The sequence below is a fragment of the Kitasatospora sp. NPDC038210 genome, from assembly GCF_055600605.1.
Window position 1 is genome coordinate 527,816 of the sequence record NZ_JBVJYK010000005.1, and the last position, 20,626, is coordinate 548,441.

General features: G+C 73.4%; 23 protein-coding genes and 1 pseudogene. 13 read left to right on the forward strand and 11 right to left on the reverse strand.

The window, feature by feature from the left end:
- Positions 1-137: 137 nt before the first annotated feature.
- Complete coding sequence (locus tag ACZ7KX_RS14035; protein WP_470326697.1) at positions 138-563, reverse strand: thioredoxin family protein; 426 nt, start codon at positions 561-563, stop codon at positions 138-140.
- Positions 564-724: 161 nt separating this feature from the next.
- Here ACZ7KX_RS14035 and ACZ7KX_RS14040 point away from each other — a divergent pair, with 161 nt between their 5' ends.
- The 3 genes from ACZ7KX_RS14040 to ACZ7KX_RS14050 are packed head-to-tail and all read left to right on the forward strand — an operon-like array spanning position 725 to position 2,697.
- Complete coding sequence (locus ACZ7KX_RS14040; protein ID WP_470326656.1) at positions 725-1,285, forward strand: hypothetical protein; 561 nt, start codon at positions 725-727, stop codon at positions 1,283-1,285.
- A 33-nt stretch (positions 1,286-1,318) separates the two neighbouring features.
- Complete coding sequence (locus ACZ7KX_RS14045) at positions 1,319-1,891, forward strand: sigma-70 family RNA polymerase sigma factor (RefSeq protein ID WP_470326657.1); 573 nt, start codon at positions 1,319-1,321, stop codon at positions 1,889-1,891.
- A complete protein-coding gene (locus tag ACZ7KX_RS14050) occupies positions 1,888-2,697 on the forward strand; it encodes a zf-HC2 domain-containing protein (protein WP_470326658.1) in 810 nt (269 codons plus the stop codon). The genes ACZ7KX_RS14045 and ACZ7KX_RS14050 overlap by 4 nt, the downstream gene beginning before the upstream one ends.
- Before the next feature lies 1 nt (position 2,698).
- Here ACZ7KX_RS14050 and ACZ7KX_RS14055 read toward each other — a convergent pair whose 3' ends face one another.
- The 4 genes from ACZ7KX_RS14055 to ACZ7KX_RS14070 form a co-directional block, all read right to left on the reverse strand.
- Complete coding sequence (locus ACZ7KX_RS14055; protein WP_470326659.1) at positions 2,699-3,406, reverse strand: hypothetical protein; 708 nt, start codon at positions 3,404-3,406, stop codon at positions 2,699-2,701.
- Complete coding sequence (locus ACZ7KX_RS14060) at positions 3,403-4,032, reverse strand: hypothetical protein (RefSeq protein WP_470326660.1); 630 nt, start codon at positions 4,030-4,032, stop codon at positions 3,403-3,405. The genes ACZ7KX_RS14055 and ACZ7KX_RS14060 overlap by 4 nt, the downstream gene beginning before the upstream one ends.
- A 143-nt stretch (positions 4,033-4,175) precedes the next feature.
- On the reverse strand, positions 4,176-4,688 hold the full coding sequence (locus ACZ7KX_RS14065) for a DUF1990 family protein (RefSeq protein WP_470326661.1): 513 nt from the start codon (positions 4,686-4,688) through the stop codon (positions 4,176-4,178).
- Positions 4,685-5,527, reverse strand: coding sequence for a YndJ family protein (locus ACZ7KX_RS14070; protein ID WP_470326662.1), 843 nt, complete (start codon positions 5,525-5,527; stop codon positions 4,685-4,687). The genes ACZ7KX_RS14065 and ACZ7KX_RS14070 overlap by 4 nt, the downstream gene beginning before the upstream one ends.
- Before the next feature lie 168 nt (positions 5,528-5,695).
- Here ACZ7KX_RS14070 and ACZ7KX_RS14075 point away from each other — a divergent pair, with 168 nt between their 5' ends.
- Together ACZ7KX_RS14075 and ACZ7KX_RS14080 are read left to right on the forward strand one after the other, a co-directional pair.
- Positions 5,696-5,965, forward strand: a complete 270-nt coding sequence (locus tag ACZ7KX_RS14075) for a DUF1876 domain-containing protein (RefSeq protein ID WP_350524300.1) — start codon at positions 5,696-5,698, stop codon at positions 5,963-5,965.
- Entirely contained in the window at positions 5,962-6,165 is a 204-nt protein-coding gene (locus tag ACZ7KX_RS14080) for a hypothetical protein (protein WP_470326663.1), read from the forward strand. The genes ACZ7KX_RS14075 and ACZ7KX_RS14080 overlap by 4 nt, the downstream gene beginning before the upstream one ends.
- Before the next feature lie 116 nt (positions 6,166-6,281).
- Here the strand turns inward: ACZ7KX_RS14080 and ACZ7KX_RS14085 are convergent, their stop codons facing one another.
- The 3 genes from ACZ7KX_RS14085 to ACZ7KX_RS14095 form a co-directional block, all read right to left on the reverse strand.
- Complete coding sequence (locus ACZ7KX_RS14085; RefSeq protein WP_470326664.1) at positions 6,282-6,722, reverse strand: PPOX class F420-dependent oxidoreductase; 441 nt, start codon at positions 6,720-6,722, stop codon at positions 6,282-6,284.
- Positions 6,723-7,133: 411 nt separating this feature from the next.
- Positions 7,134-8,669 (reverse strand): MFS transporter, encoded by a 1,536-nt coding sequence (locus ACZ7KX_RS14090; protein WP_470326665.1) that lies wholly within the window; start codon positions 8,667-8,669, stop codon positions 7,134-7,136.
- A 206-nt stretch (positions 8,670-8,875) separates the two neighbouring features.
- Complete coding sequence (locus tag ACZ7KX_RS14095; protein WP_396551346.1) at positions 8,876-9,556, reverse strand: TetR/AcrR family transcriptional regulator; 681 nt, start codon at positions 9,554-9,556, stop codon at positions 8,876-8,878.
- Positions 9,557-9,974: 418 nt separating this feature from the next.
- Here ACZ7KX_RS14095 and ACZ7KX_RS14100 point away from each other — a divergent pair, with 418 nt between their 5' ends.
- Positions 9,975-10,760 carry a VOC family protein gene (locus ACZ7KX_RS14100; RefSeq protein WP_350524295.1) on the forward strand — a complete coding sequence of 262 codons (786 nt, stop codon included), beginning with the start codon at positions 9,975-9,977 and terminating at the stop codon, positions 10,758-10,760.
- Positions 10,761-10,816: 56 nt separating this feature from the next.
- On the opposite strand, the gene ACZ7KX_RS14105 is transcribed toward ACZ7KX_RS14100, so the two are convergent.
- Entirely contained in the window at positions 10,817-11,269 is a 453-nt protein-coding gene (locus ACZ7KX_RS14105; RefSeq protein WP_470326666.1) for a hemerythrin domain-containing protein, read from the reverse strand.
- A gap of 169 nt (positions 11,270-11,438) precedes the next feature.
- The gene (locus ACZ7KX_RS14110) at positions 11,439-12,059 is read right to left on the reverse strand and encodes a TIGR03086 family metal-binding protein (RefSeq protein WP_470326667.1); all 621 of its coding nucleotides are present in this window, start codon (positions 12,057-12,059) and stop codon (positions 11,439-11,441) included.
- A gap of 210 nt (positions 12,060-12,269) precedes the next feature.
- Between ACZ7KX_RS14110 and ACZ7KX_RS14115 the strand changes: the two genes are divergently transcribed.
- Together ACZ7KX_RS14115 and ACZ7KX_RS14120 are read left to right on the forward strand one after the other, a co-directional pair.
- Positions 12,270-12,842: a DoxX family protein gene (locus ACZ7KX_RS14115; RefSeq protein ID WP_470326668.1), complete on the forward strand. Its 573-nt coding sequence runs from the start codon at positions 12,270-12,272 to the stop codon at positions 12,840-12,842.
- Between the two features lie 247 nt (positions 12,843-13,089).
- Positions 13,090-15,384, forward strand: coding sequence for a M9 family metallopeptidase (locus ACZ7KX_RS14120; RefSeq protein ID WP_470326669.1), 2,295 nt, complete (start codon positions 13,090-13,092; stop codon positions 15,382-15,384).
- 132 nt (positions 15,385-15,516) lie between these two features.
- Here ACZ7KX_RS14120 and ACZ7KX_RS14125 read toward each other — a convergent pair whose 3' ends face one another.
- A complete protein-coding gene (locus tag ACZ7KX_RS14125) occupies positions 15,517-16,278 on the reverse strand; it encodes a PP2C family protein-serine/threonine phosphatase (protein WP_396551351.1) in 762 nt (253 codons plus the stop codon).
- Positions 16,279-16,413: 135 nt separating this feature from the next.
- On the opposite strand from ACZ7KX_RS14125, the gene ACZ7KX_RS14130 reads away from it, so the two are divergent.
- The 5 genes and pseudogenes from ACZ7KX_RS14130 to ACZ7KX_RS14150 form a co-directional block, all read left to right on the forward strand.
- Positions 16,414-17,562, forward strand: a complete 1,149-nt coding sequence (locus ACZ7KX_RS14130; protein WP_470326670.1) for an LLM class flavin-dependent oxidoreductase — start codon at positions 16,414-16,416, stop codon at positions 17,560-17,562.
- A complete protein-coding gene (locus ACZ7KX_RS14135; protein WP_470326671.1) occupies positions 17,559-18,185 on the forward strand; it encodes an FMN reductase in 627 nt (208 codons plus the stop codon). The genes ACZ7KX_RS14130 and ACZ7KX_RS14135 overlap by 4 nt, the downstream gene beginning before the upstream one ends.
- 220 nt (positions 18,186-18,405) lie before the next feature.
- Positions 18,406-19,467 carry a Dyp-type peroxidase gene (locus ACZ7KX_RS14140; RefSeq protein ID WP_470326672.1) on the forward strand — a complete coding sequence of 354 codons (1,062 nt, stop codon included), beginning with the start codon at positions 18,406-18,408 and terminating at the stop codon, positions 19,465-19,467.
- Positions 19,464-20,309 carry a family 1 encapsulin nanocompartment shell protein gene (locus ACZ7KX_RS14145; protein ID WP_470326673.1) on the forward strand — a complete coding sequence of 282 codons (846 nt, stop codon included), beginning with the start codon at positions 19,464-19,466 and terminating at the stop codon, positions 20,307-20,309. The genes ACZ7KX_RS14140 and ACZ7KX_RS14145 overlap by 4 nt, the downstream gene beginning before the upstream one ends.
- Positions 20,310-20,513: 204 nt before the next feature.
- A pseudogene (locus ACZ7KX_RS14150) lies at positions 20,514-20,626 on the forward strand (electron transfer flavoprotein subunit beta); the annotation flags it as partial.

Sequence of the window (20,626 nt, forward strand, 5' to 3'; positions counted from 1 at the left end):
GCCGCTGACACGACTCTAGGAGCGGATCGGGACGGGTGTGGCGGAGCGCGACGGGCGTCGCCGGATCGGGCGGGCCGCGGGTGCGGCGAGGGCCCGGGGAGACGCCGCTCCCCGGGCCCGCGCCGACCGGCCCGGCCTCAGGCCTGGCCGCCGGCCGCCTGCTCCTCGGCGACCTTGCGCTTCACCTCGACCATGTCCAGCCCGCGGGCCTGGCCGATCAGGTCCTCGAACACCGCCTCCGGCAGCGCACCGGCCTGCGAGAAGACGAGCACGCCCTCACGGATGATCGCCAGCGTCGGGATCGACTGGATCCCGAACGCGGCGGCCAGCTCCTGCTGCGCCTCGGTGTCCACCTTGGCGAAGACCAGGTCCGAGTGGCGTGCGGCCGCCTTCTCGTACACCGGGGCGAACTGGCGGCAGGGACCGCACCAGCCGGCCCAGAAGTCGATGAAGACGAAGTCCTTGCCCTCCGGGCCGGGGACGATGTCGTCGAAGTTCTCCTTGGTCAGTTCGACCGTGCTGCTCATCTTGCGCTTCCTTCCCTTCCGGAGGCTGCGGTACAGACCGTGTGCCCGCCACAACGGCGCCACCCGGCACGGTATTCCGTAGGCGGTTCTGCGGGCGTCCGGCCTGCCCCGGGCGTCCGGGCGCCGGCATTGAGCAGCCGGTCGGCACCGGACGTACAGAAGGGTGTCCAGTCCGTTTCCGACCGCGGGAGGCACCCATGTCGAGCAAACCCCGCACCCGCCGGGCCGCCGTGCTGGCCGCCTCCGGCATCGCGGCGGCCGCCCTGATCGCCGGCTGCGGGTCGTCCGGCGGGAGCAAGTCCGCCGCGCCGAGCACGTCGGGCAGCCAGAGCGCCCCGGCGAGTGCGACCCTGCAGACCGCCACCGACCCCAAGCTGGGCACCATCGTCACCGACAGTGCCGGCTTCACGCTCTACCGCTTCGACCAGGACGAGAACAACCCGCCGGAGTCGTACTGCAACGGCAGCTGCGCCGTGATCTGGCCGCCGGAGCACGCCAACGGCGACGTCACGGTCAAGGGCATCGACAGCAAGCTCGTCGGAACCGTCACCCGCTCCGACGGCACCAAGCAGGTCACCGTCAACGGCTGGCCGGTCTACCGCTACTCGCCGGACACCAAGCCCGGCGACACCAAGGGCCAGGGCGTCGGCGGCACCTGGTTCGCGGTGACCCCGAGCGGTGGCAAGGCGGGCACCGGCACCGGCTCCGCCCCGAGCCCGGCGACCTCCAGTCCGATGCCCAGCACTCCGGGTTACTGACCGGTGCCGACCGTCCTCGACCGGGAGGCCCGGGTGCGCAACGATGAAGTGGTGACCGAGGAGCACCCCGTCGGCGGCACCGCCGGCCATGTCACGGGGGCGTCGGACGAGGAGCTGATGCGCGCCCTGTACCACGATCACGCCGGTCCGCTCTTCGGCTTCGTGCTCCACCTGGTGGCCGGCGACCGCCAGCGGGCCGAGGACGTCGTCCAGGAGACCCTGGTCCGCGCCTGGCGCAACATCGACCGCCTCGAACCGGCGGTGGGCTCGCTGCGGCCCTGGCTGGTCACCGTCGCCCGGCGGATCGTGATCGACGAGCACCGCAGCGCCCGGGCCAGGCCCCGCGAGGTGGACGCGGCCGCGCTGGAACTGCTGCCCGCCGAGGACGAGCTCGACCGGGCCCTGCGGATGATGACCGTCGCGGACGCGCTCGGCGACCTCTCGCCGGCGCACCGCGAGATCATCGTCGAGACCTACCTGAAGGGGCGCACGGCCAACGAGGCGGCCGCCGAACTCGGCATCCCGGCCGGGACCGTGCGGTCGCGGGTGTTCTACGCGCTGCGCTCGCTCAGGCTCGCGCTGGAGGAACGGGGAGTGACATCGTGACCAAGCGCCCCGACCCGGTGCCCGGCAGCCCGGACGGCGTTCCCGGCGGCGGGGGCGGCATGCCCGGCGGCCCGGACCACGGGCCCGGCGGGACCGGCCGCGCCTTCGACGGCCCGGAGCACGTCGACGCCGGCGCCTACGTCCTCGGCCTGCTGGAACCCGCCGAGCGCGCCGCGTTCGAGCAGCACCTGGCCGACTGTCCGCAGTGCGCCGAGCAGGTCGCCGAACTCGGCTTCGTGGAACCGCTGCTGGCCGAGTACGCGGCCGCCGGGACGGCCGCCGGGCTGGACCCGGCCGGCCCCGCCCCGCAGCCGGACCCGCGGCTCCTGGACCGGCTGGTCGCCGAGGTCGGCACCGCCCGGCGGCGGGGCCGGGTGCGGCGGCTGGTCCTGGCCCTGGCCGCGACGGCGATGGTGGCGGCGGGCCCCGCCGTCACGGCCGCGGTGCTCACCGCGGACAGCACCCCCGCCGTGGTCGCCGTGGCCGAGCAGTTCAGCGCCACCGACCCGACCACCGGCGCGCACGCCACCGTCGGCGTCGACGGCACCACCTGGGGCAGCCAGGTGAGCATGCAACTCTCCGGCGTCCAGGGCCCGTTGACCTGCAGCCTGGTCGCGGTCTCGCACATCGGCGGACGGCAGACGGTGAACACCTGGAGCGTCCCGGCGAGCGGCTACGGGGGCAACGGCGGCGTGCTGCGCACCACCGGCGGTACGGCCCTCCAGCCGGGCGACATCGACCACTTCGAGGTGCGCGTCCAGGGCACCGGCGCCGTCCTGGTCGCCGTCCCCGCCCACCACGTCTGAGTCAGGACAGCGGGTGCACGGGGTGGTGCGCGGCCGTCCGCCCGAACCCGGTCGCGCCCCGGACGCCGGGCCACCGCGGGTCCGGCTCGCCGGAGTCGGTCATGTGCTCCCGCCGCCACGTCCGGCTCCAGCCGAACCGCACCGACGGCTCGAAGCCGTGCCACCGCCCGCACGGGCAGGGCGTCAGCACCCGGGCGCAGGACCGGCACAGCCCGGCCTCGCCGTGGCCGGTCGGGACCGGCACCGCCGGGCCCTCCTCCCCGCAGGCCGGGCAGCCGGGCAGCTCGGCGCCGTCCAGCAGGGCGTTCCGCCGCCGCACGTAGTCGGGCAGGCTCAACGGGGGGTGCAGGAACGGGTCGTGGTGCCACGCCGCCTCCAGCGAGCCCCACCGGTAGCGGTCCCACCAGGGCGGCACCGGCCGGGCCCGTCGCCCGGACCGCTTCTGCGCCCGGCGCTGCGCCGCGTACTCCTCGGCCCCGGCCCGCCACAGCTCGCGCGCCTCGTGCAGCTCGTCCACCGCACGCAGCAGCGAGTCCGGGTCCGTTTCCAGGCGCCGTGGCATCCGGGCGCTGACGGTGAGGTGGTGGTAGGTCGCCCGCAGGCCGTACGGGGCGAAGCAGGTCAGGCAGGTCCGCAGGGCGCTGTGCCGCCGGTGGACCGGGAGCGAGGTGTCGTGCACCCGGGCCCGGTGGGTGTGGAAACTGGTCATGCCGGGGTCTCCAGGGCGAGTGCGCGGGCGAGCGCGGTGGTGACGGCGGGCGCGCGGTCCGGCAGCTGCCGCTCGGCCCAACGCGCGGCGAGGGCGAGGAAGTCGCGCAGGTCCCGCTCGGCCCCGGCGAGCAGCCGGCGCAGCTCGTCCACCGGCAGCTCGATCACCGGGCTGTCCGCGTCCTCGTCGTCCTGGGTGAGCCGGACGACCCGGCCGATCCACTCGACCCGGGCGTCCGGGTCGTGGCCGAACCAGGCCGGGCCCGAGCCCTCGACCACGGCCGTCCACTCGCGCCAGTCCTCCAGGCCGGTGCAGCAGCCCGGGGTGAAGACGGTGCCGGTGGCGGGGTCGGTCACCCGGAACCCGCCGGGCGCGAAGAGGTCGGGCATCGTGAGCAGCCCGTGCAGGAAGGCGCCGAGCGGGTCCGCCGGGCGCGGACCGCGCTCGTCGCCCTCCTCGGGGTCGACGTCGTTGACGTCGGCCAGCCGCCACACCGCCGTGCCCACCTCGGCGGGCGTCGACTTCCCGTTCAGCACCAGGTATCCCCAGCCCTCGTGCTCGGCCGTGGGCCAGAGCGCGAAGCCGTCGGGGGAGCGGATCTCCAGCACCGGCTGCATCAGCATCATCGGGCGATGATGCCGGACGGCGGCGGCGTCGGTCGCGGCATTTACGCCGCGCCGGCTGCCGTCGTGACGCTTGTCCCCGTGCCCGCTGCCGCCGCGGCGCTCACGCCGTGTCAGCTACGCCGTGTCCGCGGCGGCCGTGTCCGCTACGCCGCGTCCGCCGCGATCCCCGCCAGAACCCGTCCGCAGTGCCGGGCGAAGGCGCGCTGGGCGAGCGGGAGCAGCGGTCCGGCCAGCCGGGCGTACCAGGCGACGGGGCGGCTGAAGGCGGTGACGGTGAACCAGACCGCCCCGTCCGGCCCCATCTCGACCAGGAAGGTCTCCTCGCCGGCGGCCAGGTGGCCGTGCCGCGTCCCGTAGGTGAATCCGTAGCGGTCCGGGCCGTCGACGGTGGCCAGCACCCGGTTCGGGGCCCCGGCGCGCAGCGGGCCGACCCCGATCCCGCAGTGGACGGCGACGCCCGGGGCCGCGCGCTGCGCCTCGGCGTCGATCCGTACGCCTGCCAGGCGGTGCATCCGCCAGCCGAGCAGGGCGGCTCCGGCGACCTCCAGCGCGGCGCGGCCGTGGCCGATCCGCGCCCGGTGCCGCAGGTGGTTGTAGCCGCCGGGCAGTTCGCCGGTGGTGCTGGCGCACTGTTCGGGGTAGCTGAGGTCGGTCATCGGTGGGCCTCCGGGGTGTCGAGCCGGCGCCAGGCGAGGAGTGCGCAGAGGGCGAAGCCGAGCGCGTTGCCGACGCCGTGGGTGGCGGCCATCCAGGCCAGGGTGGGGTGGGGGAGTCCGGCGGCCCGGCCGAGTGCCCACCAGAGGGCGAGCACCATGGTGAGCGCGAGGACGGCCGAGGAGACGGCGAACAGGCGGGCGGTGGCCGTGTCGTGGGCCCGGTGGCGCAGCTCGCGCCAGGTGATCAGGCCGACCAGCCACATCCCGGTGGTCAGGACGAGGGCGCCGGCGAACTGCCACCAGTTGCCGAGGAAGTAGCCGGCCAGTACCACCAGGGTGCCCGCCGGTACGCTGAGCGCCGCGCAGCGGGCCGCGATGGAGGCCGGGTCGACGGCCCGGCAGACCAGCCCGGCGACCAGGGCGGCGGTGAACCCGGCGTAGTGGAAGTGCGGGACGGTCAGCGCCAGGATGTGCGGCTCGAAGCCGAACAGCGGGTAGCCGGAGCGTTCGGCGACGAGGGCGACCCCCGCCACCGAGGGCGCGGCGAGCGCGGTGAGCACCGCGATCTCGGCGGGCGCGAGCGAGCGGGTGCGGGCCAGTCGCAGCGGCGCGTGCAGCGCGATGACCAGGGTGCCCAGCGCGTAGACGGCGGCGGGGCCGGTGGCGAGGGCGCCGCGCGGCAGCCAGAGCGAGAGCGCGCCGGGTACGGCGGCCAGCGGCCAGAGCCGGCGGATCCGGGCGAGCCCGGGTTCGTCGATCAGGGCGAGGCCGAGCGGGACGACGGCGCCCATGCCGAGCAGGACCAGGAGGTCCACCAGTTCGGTGGTGCCCTTTCCCATGACGGACACACCCCCCTTGAACGTGTTCAAATGAGCTTCGCCGCCGACTCTACGCCGCCGACTTGAACGCGTTCAACTTGCCCCCTCGCCGGGCCCCGGCCCGGCTTGCCTGGTGCTAACGGTGGGTGCGGCGCACTCTGGAGGAGTAACCGATGGAGGTGATCCGCCATGCAGACTCTGGTCGGTTGGCACATCGAGATGGAGTTCCGTGAGGACGGTCCGCGCACCAGCGCCGCCGCCCTGCTCCGGCTCGGCGACGGGAGTGAACTGCGCGCCCACGGCTTCAGCAGCCGCCACCCCTCCGACCCGGAACAGCTGCGGGTCGGCGAGGAGGTCGCGGGGGCCCGCGCCCTCAACGACCTCGCCTCCCAGCTGCTCACCAAGGCCCACGGCGAGATCCAGGAGGTCAGCCCGGTCCCGACCCACCCGCTGTCGTGACCGCCCCGCGTCCTGGCGGCGGCTCCGCTGCGCCCGAACCGGCCCGCCCGCGCATCCCGCTGATCTGCCCGCGCTGCGGGCACGAGCAGCAGGTCGTGCCCGGCGGCCCCGAGCGGGTGGTCAAGGTCGTCCACGTCGGGACCGGCCGGGAGGCCTGCGGGACCGAGGACCTGGCGCGGGCGTCGGACGACGGGAGCTGAGCGGCACGGGCCCGGGATCCCCGGGCCCGTGCCGTCGGGCCCGAGCCGCGGGGCCGGGGGCACTCGGCCGGCCCGGTCGTGTCATCCGCGGGGGCTCGACACCCCTGTCGGCCCCCTCAGTTGACGCAGTACGAGCCCGGCGGCTGCCACTCCGGCCCGACCAGCCGCCGCTCCGGCCCGTTCGGGGTGATCCGGATCCCGACCGTTCCGTCCAGCCCGACCCGGAACCGGCTGCGGGCCAGCACGATGAGCGCCGTCAGGCCGTACTTGTTGATCAGTGAGGTGCGGTAGCCCGCGGTCGCGTCGGCGTCGCAGAGCCGGGCGCGGGCCGCGACGGGAGGGCCGGTCGGGCGCCCGTGGCTGTCGCAGGGGCCGACCAGCACCCGGGGGTGGCGGCGGATCCGTTCGGCCTCGCCCGAGTGGGCGGGGGTCCAGACCCCGAGCGCGGTGCCGTCCGGCACCACCCAGAGCTGGGACTCGATCGGGGTGCCGTCCTCGTCGAAGGTGGTCAGCAGGAGGTGTCTGCTGTCGGCGAGCCGGTCGGTTCGGTCGTGCACGATGTCCTCCCTCTGGCGTCGGGGCGGGGCGGTGCCCGTCCTCGGCGATCCCGCGGTACTCCTCGACGGTGGGCTCGGGGACGCGCGCGTACTCGCCGTGGAACCCGCGGGACGGCCTCGCTCGGGTGCGGGTGAGCGCTCCCGCCGGGTGGGCCACTCCATTCTCGTCCACCGGGGCGGGCAGTTCGAGGGGGCGAGGCTGTTCGTGTGCCGTGAGCCGGTGGAGTTCGGCCGGCGTGGGCCCGGCGTGCCACCTCGGTCTCCGGAGGTACGTGCCGACCGGCGGAACGGCCGGCGCCACGCCCTCGATGATCCGGATGCCGGATGCCGTATGCCGGAAACGGCGAGCGGCCCGCCCGGTGTCGTGGGACACCGGACGGGCCGCTTACGCACCCGAGCAACCCCTGGGCGTCAGTGCACCAGCACCGGCACCTCGTCGTTCTTCGCGAGATCCGCGCCGGCGCCCGCGCCCGACGCCGAGCCGGGACGGCCGGCGTTGATGAAGGTGAACGCGACGGCGGCGGCGGCCACCAGGATCCCGAAGGACACCCAGATCGCGGTCGAGAAGCCGTGCACCATGCCGCCGAACTGCAGCGCCTTGGCGGCCTCCGGGGAGGCGGCGGCCGCGGCGGTGGCGTGCGAGGCCAGCCAGCTCGTGGTCGCGCTGGCCGCGATGGTGTTCAGCAGCGCGGTGCCGATGGCGCCGCCGACCTGCTGCGAGGTGTTGACCATCGCGGAGGCCACACCGGCGTCGCGCGGCTGGACGCCGTGCGTGGCGAGGCTCATGGCCGGCATGAACGCGGTGCCCATGCCGAGGCCCATCAGGACCAGGCCGGGCAGGATCAGCGCCGGGTAGGAGGTGTCCAGGCTGATGTGGGTCAGCAGGAACATGCCGATCGAGGCGACCAGGAAGCCGGGCGCCATCAGGTAGCGCGCCGGGACCCGGGTCATCAGCCGGGCGCCGATCTGGGTCGAGCCGGTGATCATGCCCGCCACCATCGGCAGGAAGGCCACGCCGGTCAGCACCGGGCTGTAGCCGAGCACGATCTGCAGGTAGTAGGTCAGGAAGAGGAACAGACCGAACATGCCGATCACGGCCATGCCCAGCGACAGGTAGACCCCGCCGCGGTTGCGGTCCAGCACCACGCGCAGCGGCAGCAGCGGGGCCTTGACCTTGAGCTCGACCACCACGAAGGCGACCAGCAGCACGGCGGCCGCGGCGAACAGGCCGAGGGTGCTGGCGGCCGTCCAGCCGGAGGACTCGGCCCGGGTGAAGCCGTAGACCAGGGAGACCAGGCCGGTGGTCACCAGCAGTACGCCGGGGACGTCCAGCTTGTTGCGGTTGCGGCCCTCGGCGGGCTCGCGGATCACCATCACGGCGCCGACGGCGGCCACGATGGCGAACGGGATGTTGACGAAGAAGGTCCAGCGCCAGTTCATGTACTCGGTCAGCAGGCCGCCGAGGATCAGACCGATGGCGCCACCGCCACCGGCGATCGCACCGTAGATGCCGAACGCCTTGGCGCGCTCCTTGGCCTCGGTGAAGGTCACCGCGAGCAGCGACAGTGCGGCGGGGGCGAGCAGCGCGCCGAACACGCCCTGCAGGGCGCGGGCGCCGAGCAGCATCGCGGTGTTGGCCGCGGCGCCGCCGAGCGCGGAGGCGAGGGCGAAACCGGTCAGGCCGACGATGAACGTCCGCTTGCGGCCCCAGAGGTCCGCGATCCGGCCGCCGAACAGCAGCAGGCCGCCGAAGGCCAGCGCGTAGGCGGTGATCACCCACTGGCGGTTGCCGTCGGTGATGCCCAGGTCCCGCTGTGCGGACGGCAGGGCGATGTTCACGATGGTCGCGTCGAGGACGACCATCAGCTGGGCGAGGCCGATGAATATCAGCGCCTTCCAGCGCCGGGGATCGGGCAGCGTCGCCGGGCGGGCGTCGGTTTGGGACATGGGGGTACTCGCTTCACGGTGCGTGGTGTGTGCGTGCATGGTCAACTGCCGTACGGGAACGGCAGGTTGCCGTACGGTGAAAGGTGCTCTGCGGGCGTGCGGGGGCGTGCCGGGGCGGCGCCGCTCAGCAGTGCGGGTCGCCCGGTGCCACCGGACGGATCAGGTGTGGATCAGGTGTTCCGGTCGGATCAGGTCTGGTGCGTCGGTCAGTTGCGGGGCTGGAAGTCCTCGAAGGTCGCCGCCCGGCCGGGCAGCGTCGAACGGACCGGCGTGCGCAGGCCGTCCAGGAAGATCTGCAGGTGCCGGTGGACGAACTCGTCGTGCACCCGGCACGTGGTGTTCGGCAGGGGTCGGGTCAGCTGGCTCATCGCGATGAACAGGTCGCCGTGTTCGACGTCCGGCCGCAGCTCACCCGCGGCCCGGGCGCGCTTCATCAGCCCGCCCACGGCGGACTGCAGGCGCTCCCGGATCTCGGTCAACTCCGGGTCGAACGGGTCGACGTGGCTGCTGAACAAGGTGCAGAGACCGCCGACCTTCTCCGCGACGGTCGCGTGCGCGAACCGCTGCAGAGCGTCGAACGGGCCGTCGCCGTCAGGTGAGTCCGCCTCCGCCGTCGCCGTCTCGGCGAGGGCCAGGATGCGGTTCTTGACGAGCACCGCCACCTCCTGGATCAGCGCCATCCGGTCCGGAAAGTTCCGGTAGAGAGTGGCGTTGCCGACCCCTGCCCGCTTCGCGATCTCGTCCAGCGGTGCATCCGCACCGTGCTCGACGAACGCGTCCCGGGCTGCCAGCACGATCCGTTCCCGGTTCCGGCTCGCATCCGCACGCAGCTTCGGCGTACGGGTGCTCCCGGCGGGACTGACCGACTCGGCGGCGGCGGTGGTCACGACGACTGCTCCTTGAGGATACCGGGGAAGTTCTCCCCGCTTTTGCCAACGTACTCGGAAACGGGGAATCTGTCCCCGGAATTTCCGGCGCACATGTGACCTGCGTCACATGTGTGGGATCCCGGCTCCGGTGGCGGGCCCGGATCGCGCTCCGAGTTCGTCCGCGAGGCCGCCCGCAACGCACGACGACCGCCCCGGTCGGGAAGCGGGCACTGCCGTCGGAAGCCAGGTAGCCCGTAACCACGTGCCGTGGGCATCCGGCTGGACACCGAGCCGCTGAAGAACTGGGTGCGCTGACCCCGGCCATGCCTTCCCGGGCGTGGTGCGCCCGTCGTCCTAGGCTGGGGAGGTCCCGGGCGGCCGGTGGGCCGTGGGAGTCGGGAGCGGCCCGGCGGCCGGGTGGGCGAGGAGGTTCGCGATGGGCAGCGGTGAGACCGCCAAGGTGCGCTGTGTGGCGGCCGTTCCGTGCTGGGTGAGCCTGATGGCCCGGGACCTGGAGGCGGCCAAGGCGTTCTACGGGCCGTTGCTCGGGTGGGAGTTCGAGACCGGGCCGGATCACTTCGGGCCGTACGTGCACGCGGTGGTCGGCGGGGAGGCGGTGGCCGGGCTCGGCGTCGCGGGCGTCGGGGCGATCCCGCTCGCCTGGACCAGCTACTTCGGGACGGAGAGCGCCGACGCGGCCGCGGACGCGGTGCGTGAGCGCGGTGCGACCCTGGCGATCGGGCCGCTGGCCTTCGATGCCGGGCGGGTGGCCTTCGCGGCGGACCCGGCGGGCGCGGTGTTCGGCATCTGGGAGGGCCCGCTGGGCCGGGCCCGGAAGCTGGAACTGCCCGGCGCGCCGGTCTGGATCGAGCTGCGCACCCCGGATCCGTTCGCGGCGGCGCTGTTCTACGGCGAGGTGTTCCGCTGGGACGGCCGCGATCCGGAGCGCTTCGACGTGCGCTGGGAGCACGACCGGGTGGTGCTGCGCGCCGAGGGGAACAGCGTCGCGGCGCTGGCCAAGGAGCAGGCGGGCGGTCCGGCGGGGATGCCGCCGCACTGGGAGGTGTCCTTCGCCGTCCCCGACACCGACCGGGCGCTGGAGCGGGCGGTGGAGCTGGGCGGCGCGCCGCTCGGCCCGGCCTTCGACTCCCCGTACGGGCGGGTGGCCCGGCTGCAGGACCACGAGGGCGCGCGTTTCGCGGTGATCAGCCCGAAGAACTGATCACCGAGCGGACCGAGGGGTCGACCGGGGGCCGGCCGAGGGGCCGGCCGGAGGAGTCAGGAGCCGAGCGCCGCGCGCTCCGCGCGCAGCCGGTCGCCGAGGGCGGCGCGGGAGGCGGCGGGCAGGGCCTTGCGGGCGGCGGCGAAGAGCTGTTTCTCCTCGCCGCGCAGGTGCCGCCGCAGGGTTTCGGCGAGGCCGCGCAGCAGGGTGTCGAAGGTCGGGTCGGCGGGGCGGAGCGCCTGCAGGTCGGAGAGGTACTGCCCGATCGCCAGGTGGTCGTGGATGCTGCTGAACACCAGTGCCCCGCCGTCGGGCACGTCGTGCTGCACGATCGGGAAGAGGTGTTCCTCCTCGGCGGCGCAGTGGGCGAACAGCAGGTCGGTCAGTCGGGTCACCAGGTCGCCACGTTCGGTGCTGCCCGTCGGGGCGGCCTCGATCGCGTCCAGCAGTTCGGTGACGGCCCGGTGGTCGGCGGTGAACTCGCCGAGGATGTCCGGCCTGCGGCTCATGGCGCGCCCGCCTCTCGCACGGAAACTGGCCCCCCTTTCCTTCCAGTATCCGGCGCCGGGCCGCAGGGCCGGGTGAGCCCCGGCCACGCTGGGTTCCCGTCACCCCCGGTTCCCGTCACCCTCCGTTCCGGCCGCTTCCGCCCCGGTCACCGCCGTGCGCCCGGCTCGCTCACCCCTGGCCGCCGGCGCCCGCCGCTCCGCCGTCCCGGCGCCCGGTGAGGGCGAGCAGCCGGGTCTGCGGGCTCGCGTCCTCGGGCACCGGGAGCGGTGGGTCGAACACTCCGCTGCCGGAGAGGTCGCCGTAGCCGGTGATCTCGCCGAGCGCGAAGTCGACGAGTTCGGCGGGGAGCCGGGTGAGTCGCCCGGTGCCTTCGGCGAGGTCCCAGGTGTGGATGACCAGGTCGGTGGTGAGCTGGTCCAGGTAGTACCGGCCGGTGACGTCCCCGAAGGAGAGGTGGACGGTCAGCTCGGCGGCGCCGGGGACGTCGAAGGCCTGTCGGGCGGTCTCGGCGGCGTCCGTCCAGGCGGCGAGGGGGTCGTCGCCGAGCACGTCGCCGTCGAACCGGCCGCCGACCTCGCCGATGGTGGCGCCCATCAGCAGTTCGGGCACCCAGAGCTGCTCGCCGACGAGGTGGTTGACCAGGTCCCGGACGGACCAGTCGGTGCACGGGGTGGGGGAGTCCCACTGGCCGGGGGTGATCAGCCGGACGCGTTCGCCGAAGGCGGCCAGGGCCTCGGGGTACGGGGCGCCGGTGCCTTCGGCCCGCCGGTGCTGCCTGCGTTGAGCCATGTCTCCACCCTGCCCCGGTCCGGCCGGGGGCCGCGAGTCGCCCACGGACCGTCAGTTGTTCAAATTCGAACTCCGGGGTACGGTCGGTGGAGCGGCGGTTCAAATTTGAACAACGGCCTGGGGGTGACGACTCCCGCCCGCCGCCTCACCGCATCCCGCTCACGCCGGCCCCCGGCCGGCGACGACCGACTTCGACCGATGGAGACGCGCATGCCGAGCAGCAGCCCGAGCACGACCGCCGCCACCAAGCCCACCGTCAGCCGGGCCCCGGACACCGCCGGGCCCGCGACGACCTCCCCGCACGCCTATGACGCCGGACTCCTGCTCCTGCGCCTGGCCCTCGGCCTGACCATGGCTGCGCACGGCAGCCAGAAACTGTTCGGCTGGTTCGGCGGTGGCGGGATCGACGGCACCGGTCAGTTCTTCACCGCGAGCGGCTACCCGGCCGGTGACACCATGGCCGTGGTGGCCGGCCTCACCGAGACGCTGGGCGGACTCGCCCTCGCCGTGGGCCTGTTGACCCCGCTGGCGGGCGCCGCGATCGTCGGCACGATGGTCAACGCGATCGCCGTCACCTGGGGCGGCGGTTTCTTCGCCCCGAAGGGCAGCGAGTACGAACTGCTGCTGACGGCCGGGGCCGCCGCGCTGGCGCTGACCGGCCCGGGCCGCTACGCGGTGGACCGCTTCCTGCCGGTGGTGCGGGCGCACCGCCTGGCGTACGGCGCGGCCGCCGTGGTGGTCGGCCTCGCGACGGCGGGCGTGATCCTGCTGCTCCGCAAGTAGCTCCCCGGCAGCCGGTCGGCCCGGAGACCGTGGTGACGAACCGTCACCACGGTCTCCGCGCGTTTCCCCCGCAAACTGCGCACAGCGGCCAGGGTTCCCAAGGTTATGTGATGTGTGCCATGGTACATGTCACACTCCCCACCGGTTCCCGGCGGATCCGCCCCCACGCGGCGCCGTCGCCAACGGTCCTCGAATCCCCCACCGGCCGCGCCCCGATCGCGGCCGACGACGGCCGGGAGGCCCTCACGTGAGTCCCGCACGACTGCTGCGACTCCCGCAGTTGGCACGATTGTTGACGCTCGTCCTGTCGCTCTTCCTGGCGGTCGGCCTGTTCGCGCCGCAGAGCCAGGCAGCGCCCGCAGCGGCGCCCGCCCCCGGCGGCGCGCCCACCGCCCCCACCGGTGCGGCCCCGCAGCCCGCCACCGGAACGTCCGAACGCACCGACGGTGAGCGGCAGTTCGCCACCGCCGACCGGCGCGCCCCACTGCCGCTGGACACCCGGCCGGCCGAGGTGAAGGCGGCCGCCACCCCGAACGCCAAGGCCCCCCGTCTCGGTGCGGCGGCCGAACAGGCCTGCAACACCGGCGACTTCACCGGCCGGACCGGAAGCGACCTGGTCCAGCACATCAAGGCCGCCGACATCCAGTGCATCAACAGCCTCTTCCAGCTCACCGGCGGCGACGCGCGCGGCGCGTTCCGCGAGGAGCAGATGACCACGGTGGCGTACGCGCTGCGCGACGCGGCGGGCAGCTACCCGGGCGACAACACCACCTCCGTCGAGCAGTTGGTGCTCTTCCTGCGTGCCGGCTACTTCGCGCAGTGGTACCACCCGGGTGACGTCGGCACGTACGGCACCGCCCTGCAGACGGCGATCCGCTCCGCGCTGGACGCGTTCTTCGGCAGCGCGCACTCGCGGGACGTCGCCGCCGGCAACGCGCCCATCCTGGGCGAGGCCGTCACCCTGATCGACAGCGCGCAGGAGAACGTCCGCTACCTCCCGGTGGTCAAGCGGTTGTTGACCGACTACACCAGCGCCACCTGGAACCCGGCCGGCATGGCCTGGTCGGTGAACCCGGTGTTCACCGTGCTGTTCCGCGGCCACCAGCTGGCCGGCTTCGACGCGGCCGTCGAGGCCGACCCGAGCGTCCTGGACACCCTCGCCGCCTTCGCCGGCCGCAACAACGACCTGCTCGGCGGCGACTTCGGCGTGCTGACCTACAACGCCACCAAGGAGCTGGGCCGCTTCCTGAAGGACACGGCGCTCCAGGCCAAGGTCCGTCCGCTCGCCAAGGCGCTGGCGGGCTCGTCGGCGCCGAACGGCCGCACCGTGTTCCAGTGGGCCGCGGTCGCCGAGGCGGTCGGCTACTACGACGCGGGCAACTGTTCGTACTACGGCACCTGCAACTCCGCCGACCAGCTCAAGGCCGGTGTGCTGAAGGTCAATTACACCTGCAGCCCGAGCATCAAGCTGATCGCCCAGGCGCTGGACGCCACCCAGCTGGGCACCGCCTGCACCAGCCTGACCGGTCAGGACGCCTACTTCCACTCGGTGGTCAAGGACAACGGCCCGGTCAAGGACGACGGGAACACCACGATCGAGGTCGTGGTCTTCCACTCCTCGCTCGACTACCAGGTGCTGGCCGCCGCCATCTACGGCATCGACACCAACAACGGCGGCATGTACCTGGAGGGCGACCCGGCGAAGGCGGGTAACCAGCCGCGCTTCCTCTGCTACGAGGCCGAGTGGGTCCGCCCGTCCTTCGAGATCTGGAACCTCAACCACGAGTACACCCACTACCTCGACGGCCGGTTCGACATGTACGGCGACTTCAACGCCGGCTCGACCACCCCGACCGTCTGGTGGGTCGAGGGCTTCGCCGAGTACGTCTCCTACTCGTACCGGAAGGTGAGCAACGACGCCGCGATCGCGGCGGCCGCGCGCCACACCTACCGGCTGAGCGACCTCTTCGACACCGCCTACGGCGACCAGGACCGGGTCTACCGCTGGGGGTACCTGGCCGTGCGCTACATGCTGGAGCAGCACCGCTCCGACATGGACGCGGTCCTCGCCAAGTACCGGGTGGGGGACTGGGCCGGCGCCCGCACCCTGCTGAAGACCACCATCGGCACCCGGTACGACGCCGGCTTCGACAGCTGGCTGACCGCGTGCGCGAACGGCGCCTGCGCGACGACCCCGACCGTCCCGCAGCTGCCGGAGTGCGCGGCGGCCGACACCCGGGTGCTGGACGCGAACTGCGCCCGCAGCAACGTCGCCGCCACCACGGGCAACTACGCGCACTTCTACCTCCTGGTGCCGGCCGGCACCAAGCAGGTGAAGATCACCACCAGCGGCGGCACCGGCAACGGCGACCTCTACTACAACCCGGCGAGCTGGGCGTACACGGGCTCGTACGCCACGCGGTCGGCGGGCCCGGACAACTCCGAGACGCTGACCGTGGCGAACCCGCCGACCGGCTACGTCTACTTCAGCCTCTACGCCCAGCAGGGCTTCAGCGGGGTGACCGTCACGAGCGAATTCTGAGCCGAGCGCGGCGAACGGACAGGTGACCGCCCCGGCGGAGCGCTTCGGCGCCCCGCCGGGGCGGGTCCGTTCCGCGGGGGCCGTCACGTCCGTTCCGCGAGGCCCGTCGCGTCCGGTCCGCCGGGGGTGCGGCTAGCCGCCGACCCGCACCAGCGCCAGGGTGATGTTGTCCGGCCCGCCGGCCTCGATCGCCGCCTTCCAGAGCTCGAACGCGGCCTTGCCGTCGGACCGTTCGGCCCCTTCGTGGGAGCGGGCCAGCAGGTCGGCCAGCTCCTCCTCGGGCACCGGGTCGGTCAGTCCGTCGCTGCAGACCAGGTAGCGGTCGCCGGATGCCAGCGGGGCGACCCGGACGTGCGGTTCGACGAAGGTGAGCCCGAGCGAGCCGCCCAGGGTCTGGGTGACCATCGAGGTGGTGCGGCGTCCGGGCGGCAGCGGCGGGCTGTCGTCGACGCTCACCCGGCTCAGCCCGTCCCCGTCGATCCGGTAGACGCGGCTGTCGCCGACGTTGAAGACCACCGCCCGCTCGGGCAGCAGCACCAGCCCCGCGATCGTGGTGCCCATCGCGGCGAGCTCCGGCTCCCCGGCGGCGGCCGCGTAGACGGCCCGGTTGCACTCCTGCAGTTCCTCCCGGACGGCCTCCTCGCCGTCCAGGCCGTCCCCGTGGGCGGCGAGCCGACGGGCGACCAGGGCGCTGGCCACCTCGCCGCCGGGGTGTCCGCCGAGGCCGTCCGCCACCGCGACCACGCAGGGCGGGCCCAGTGGGAAGAGCAGCGTCTGCGGGTTGCTGGTCACGGTGGCGCAGAGCGTCCACGGGCCGATCGCGAGGCTGTCCTCGTTGTGCTCCCGCACCAGGCCCTCGTGGCTCAGTGCGCTCACCGCGATGTACGGCGCCATCGTCCGCCGCCCTTTCCGGAACCCCGCCGCTCGTGCGCCCCGCCTTCCTTCCATTGTGGGCGGGAATAGCCGGGCCCACCCGCGTGCTAAGGTGGTTGAAAGTTGAACGACCTCCTCCGGAGAGCGGTGAGCAGCATGCAGTTCGGAATCTTCTCCGTCGGCGACGTGACGACCGACCCCACCACCGGCCGTACCCCGAGCGAGCACGAGCGGATCAAGGCCATGGTGGCGATCGCGCGCAAGGCCGAGGAGGTCGGCCTGGACGTCTTCGCGACCGGCGAGCACCACAACCCGCCGTTCGTCCCGTCCTCCCCGACGACCATGCTCGGCTACATCGCCGCGCAGACCGACCGCATCATCCTCTCCACCTCGACGACCCTGATCACCACCAACGACCCGGTGAAGATCGCGGAGGACTTCGCGATGCTCCAGCACCTGGCCGAGGGCCGGGTGGACGTCATGATGGGCCGCGGCAACACCGGCCCGGTCTACCCGTGGTTCGGCAAGGACATCCGCCAGGGCATCCCGCTCGCGATAGAGAACTACGCGCTGCTGCACGAGCTGTGGCGCGAGGAGGTCGTGGACTGGAGCGGCCGCTTCCGCACGCCGCTGCAGGGCTTCACCTCCACCCCGCGCCCGCTGGACGACGTCCCGCCGTTCGTCTGGCACGGCTCGATCCGCAGCCCCGAGATCGCCGAGCAGGCCGCCTACTACGGGGACGGCTTCTTCGCGAACAACATCTTCTGGCCCAAGGAGCACTTCCAGAAGCTGATCGACCTCTACCGCGAGCGCTACGCCCACTACGGCCACGGCACGCCCGAGCAGGCGATCGTCGGCCTCGGCGGGCAGGTGTTCATGCGGAAGAACTCCCAGGACGCGGTGCGCGAGTTCCGTCCGTACTTCGACAACGCGCCGGTGTACGGGCACGGGCCCTCGCTGGAGGAGTTCACCGAGCAGACGCCGCTGACCGTCGGCAGCCCGCAGGAGGTCATCGAGAAGACGCTGACCTTCCGCGAGACCTTCGGCGACTACCAGCGCCAGCTGTTCCTCATGGACCACGCCGGCCTGCCGCTGAAGACCGTGCTGGAGCAGCTGGACCTGCTCGGCGAGGAGGTCGTGCCGGTGCTGCGCGAGGAGTTCGCCAAGGGCCGCCCGGCCGGGGTGCCGGACGGGCCGACCCACGCCGCGCTGGTCGCGGACCGCGACCGGAAGGCCGCCGGGACGACCGCCGGGACGAGCGACGAGACGACCGACGAGAACGAGAAGGCCGAGGTGTCCAAGTGACCGCGTACAAGCTGGTGGTGGTGAGCGCCGGGCTGAGCAAGCCGTCCTCGACCCGCCTGCTGGCGGACCGGCTCGCCGACTCGACCGTGCGGCAGCTCGGCGCGGACGGCCGGCCGGTGGACGTCACCGTCGTCGAACTGCGGGACCTGGCCGTGGAGATCGCGAACAACTTCGTGACCGGCTTCCCCGGCGCCGCGCTGCGGGAGGCGATCGAGGCGGTCACCCAGGCGGACGGGCTGATCGCGGTGACGCCGATCTTCACGGCGTCCTACAGCGGGCTGTTCAAGTCCTTCTTCGACGTGATCGACCACGACGCGCTCACCGGCAAGCCGGTGCTGATCGCCGCGACCGGTGGCACCCCGCGGCACTCGCTCGCCCTGGAGCACGCCGTCCGGCCGCTGTTCGCCTACCTGCGCGCGGTGGTGCTGCCGACCTCCGTCTACGCGGCGACCGACGACTGGGGCGGGACCGGGGACGGGCTCACCGACGGGCTGCCGCGCCGGATCGACCGCGCGGCGGGTGAGCTTGCGGCCCTGCTCTCCGGCCGCGGCCCGGCGGCGGCGCCGTCGGTGCCCGAGCAGGTGGTGCCGTTCGAGCAGCAGCTGGCGGCGCTGCGGGTCTGAACCGCTGCCGTGGGCGAGAGGGGCGGGTGCGCGACGAGGAGCACCCGCCCCTCGCCGCGGGTCGGCACCCCGCCCGCTCGGCGGGGTCCTTCGGATGCGTGCCGGCCGCGCCGAATTGTCCGCTATGCGATGTAATCATTCCCATGATCAGATCAGTGCCGGTCCGTTCGGTCTGCTCCTGCCCCTCCTGCCCGCACCCGGTGTCCTGAGGGGCGAGGTCATGCAGCCCGAACCGCAGCCCGTGCTCTCCCCGCTGACCGGCGCGGCGATCTTCCTGGTGCTCACCGTCGAACCCGGGGGCGAGCGCGCCGTCCGCGAGCTGCTGCCCGACCTCGCCGGGCTGCGCCGCGCGGTCGGCTTCCGGGCCCCCGAGGGCGGCCTCACCTGTGTCACCGGCATCGGCTCCGAACTCTGGGACCGCCTCTTCGACGGCCCCCGGCCGGCCGCCCTGCACCCCTTCCGGGAGGTGGCCGGCGCCCGCCACCGCGCCCCGGCCACGCCGGGCGACCTGCTGCTCCACCTGCGGGCCGAGCGGATGGACCTCTGCTTCGAACTGGCCGGGCAGCTCACCGGCCGGCTCGCCGGGGCGGCCACCGTGGTCGACTCCGTCCAGGGCTTCCGGTACTTCGACGACCGGGACCTGCTCGGTTTCGTGGACGGCACCGAGAACCCCGAGGGCCGGGCCGCCGTGGACGCCGCGCTGGTCGGCGCGGAGGACCCGGACTTCGCTGGCGGCAGCTACGTCGTCGTCCAGAAGTACCTGCACCACCTGGACGCGTGGAACGGGCTGAGCGTCGAGGAGCAGGAGGGCGCGGTCGGCCGCACCAAGCTGACCGACATCGAGCTCGCCGACGACGTGAAGCCCGCGGACTCGCACGTCGCGCTCACCGTGATCACCGGTCCGGACGGCGAGGAGCGGAAGATCGTCCGCTTCAACATGGCCTTCGGCTCCTTCGCGCACGGCGGCGAGTTCGGTACCTACTTCATCGGCTACGCCCGCGACCCCGGGGTGACCGAGGAGATGCTGCGCAACATGTTCGTCGGCAACCCGCCCGGCACCACCGACCGGCTGCTCGACTTCTCGACGGCCGTCACCGGCGCGCTGTTCTTCGTCCCGACCGCCGACCTGCTCGACTCCCCACCGGCGGCGCCGAGCGCGGTGGCCGGGTCCGCCGCCGGATCGCCGGCCGAGCCCGCCGCCGGATCGCCGGCGGGCGGAAGCCCCGGCTCGCTGGGCATCGGCAGCCTCAAACAGCCCCCCCGAACAGGACCCCGCGCATGAACAACCTCCACCGGGACCTCGCCCCCGTCTCCGCCTCCGCCTGGGAGGAGATCGAGGACGAGGCCCGCCAGACCTTCAAGCTGCACATCGCCGGACGCCGGGTGGTCGACCTCAGCGGCCCCGCGGGCGTCGACCTCTCCGCCGTCGGCACCGGCCACCTGACCGGCATCGAACCGCCGATGGAGGGCGTCCAGGCGCACGCCCGCGCCGCCCAGCCGGTGGTCGAGCTGCGCGTCCCCTTCACCGTCCGCCGCGATGCCGTGGACGACGTCGAGCGCGGCTCCCGCGACTCCGACTGGCAGCCCGTCAAGGACGCCGCCCGCACCCTCGCCCTGGCCGAGGACCGCACCGTTTTCGAGGGCTACCGCGCCGCCGCCGTCGACGGCATCCGCGCCGCCTCCACCAACCCGCCGGTCCGGCTCCCCGAGGACGTCCGCGAGTACCCCGAGGCGGTCAGCCGGGCGCTCACGGCGCTGCGGCTGGCCGGCGTCGGCGGCCCCTACTCCCTGCTCCTCGGCGCCGACGCCTTCACCGCCGTCAACGAGACCAGCGATCACGGCTATCCCGTCCACAACCACCTCGCCCGCCTCCTCGACGGCGACATCATCTGGGCCCCCGCCATCGAGGGCGCCTTCCTCCTCTCCACCCGCGGCGGCGACTTCGAGCTCTTCCTCGGCCAGGACGTCTCCGTCGGCTACCTCTCCCACGACGCCGAAACGGTCCGGCTCTACCTCCAGGAGTCGCTCACCTTCAGCGTCCACACCGGCGAGGCCGCCGTCGCCCTGGGCGGTGCCGCGCGGGCGGAGGGCTCGCGGCCCCCCGGGCACCGGGAAGGGTACTGAGTTCCTTTACGAGGGGTACTGAGTGCCGTATTCTCTCCCTGGAGCCTCTGACGCCAGTCGAAGAGAGCCGACACGGTATGCCGGTCCAGGTGGCGCTCGCGGCGCGCGGGTCGCGACCGGGCCGGACTTGGCACTCAGTACCCTCGGCATGACCTGAGGCCATGGATCCAGTGCATCCGTGCACCCGTGACAGGAGAACCGCTCATGAGCTTGAGGATCGTCGTCTGTGTGAAGTACGTGCCGGACGCGACGGGTGACCGTCGTTTCGCGGACGACCACACCACGGACCGGGAGGGCGTGGACGGCCTCCTGTCGGA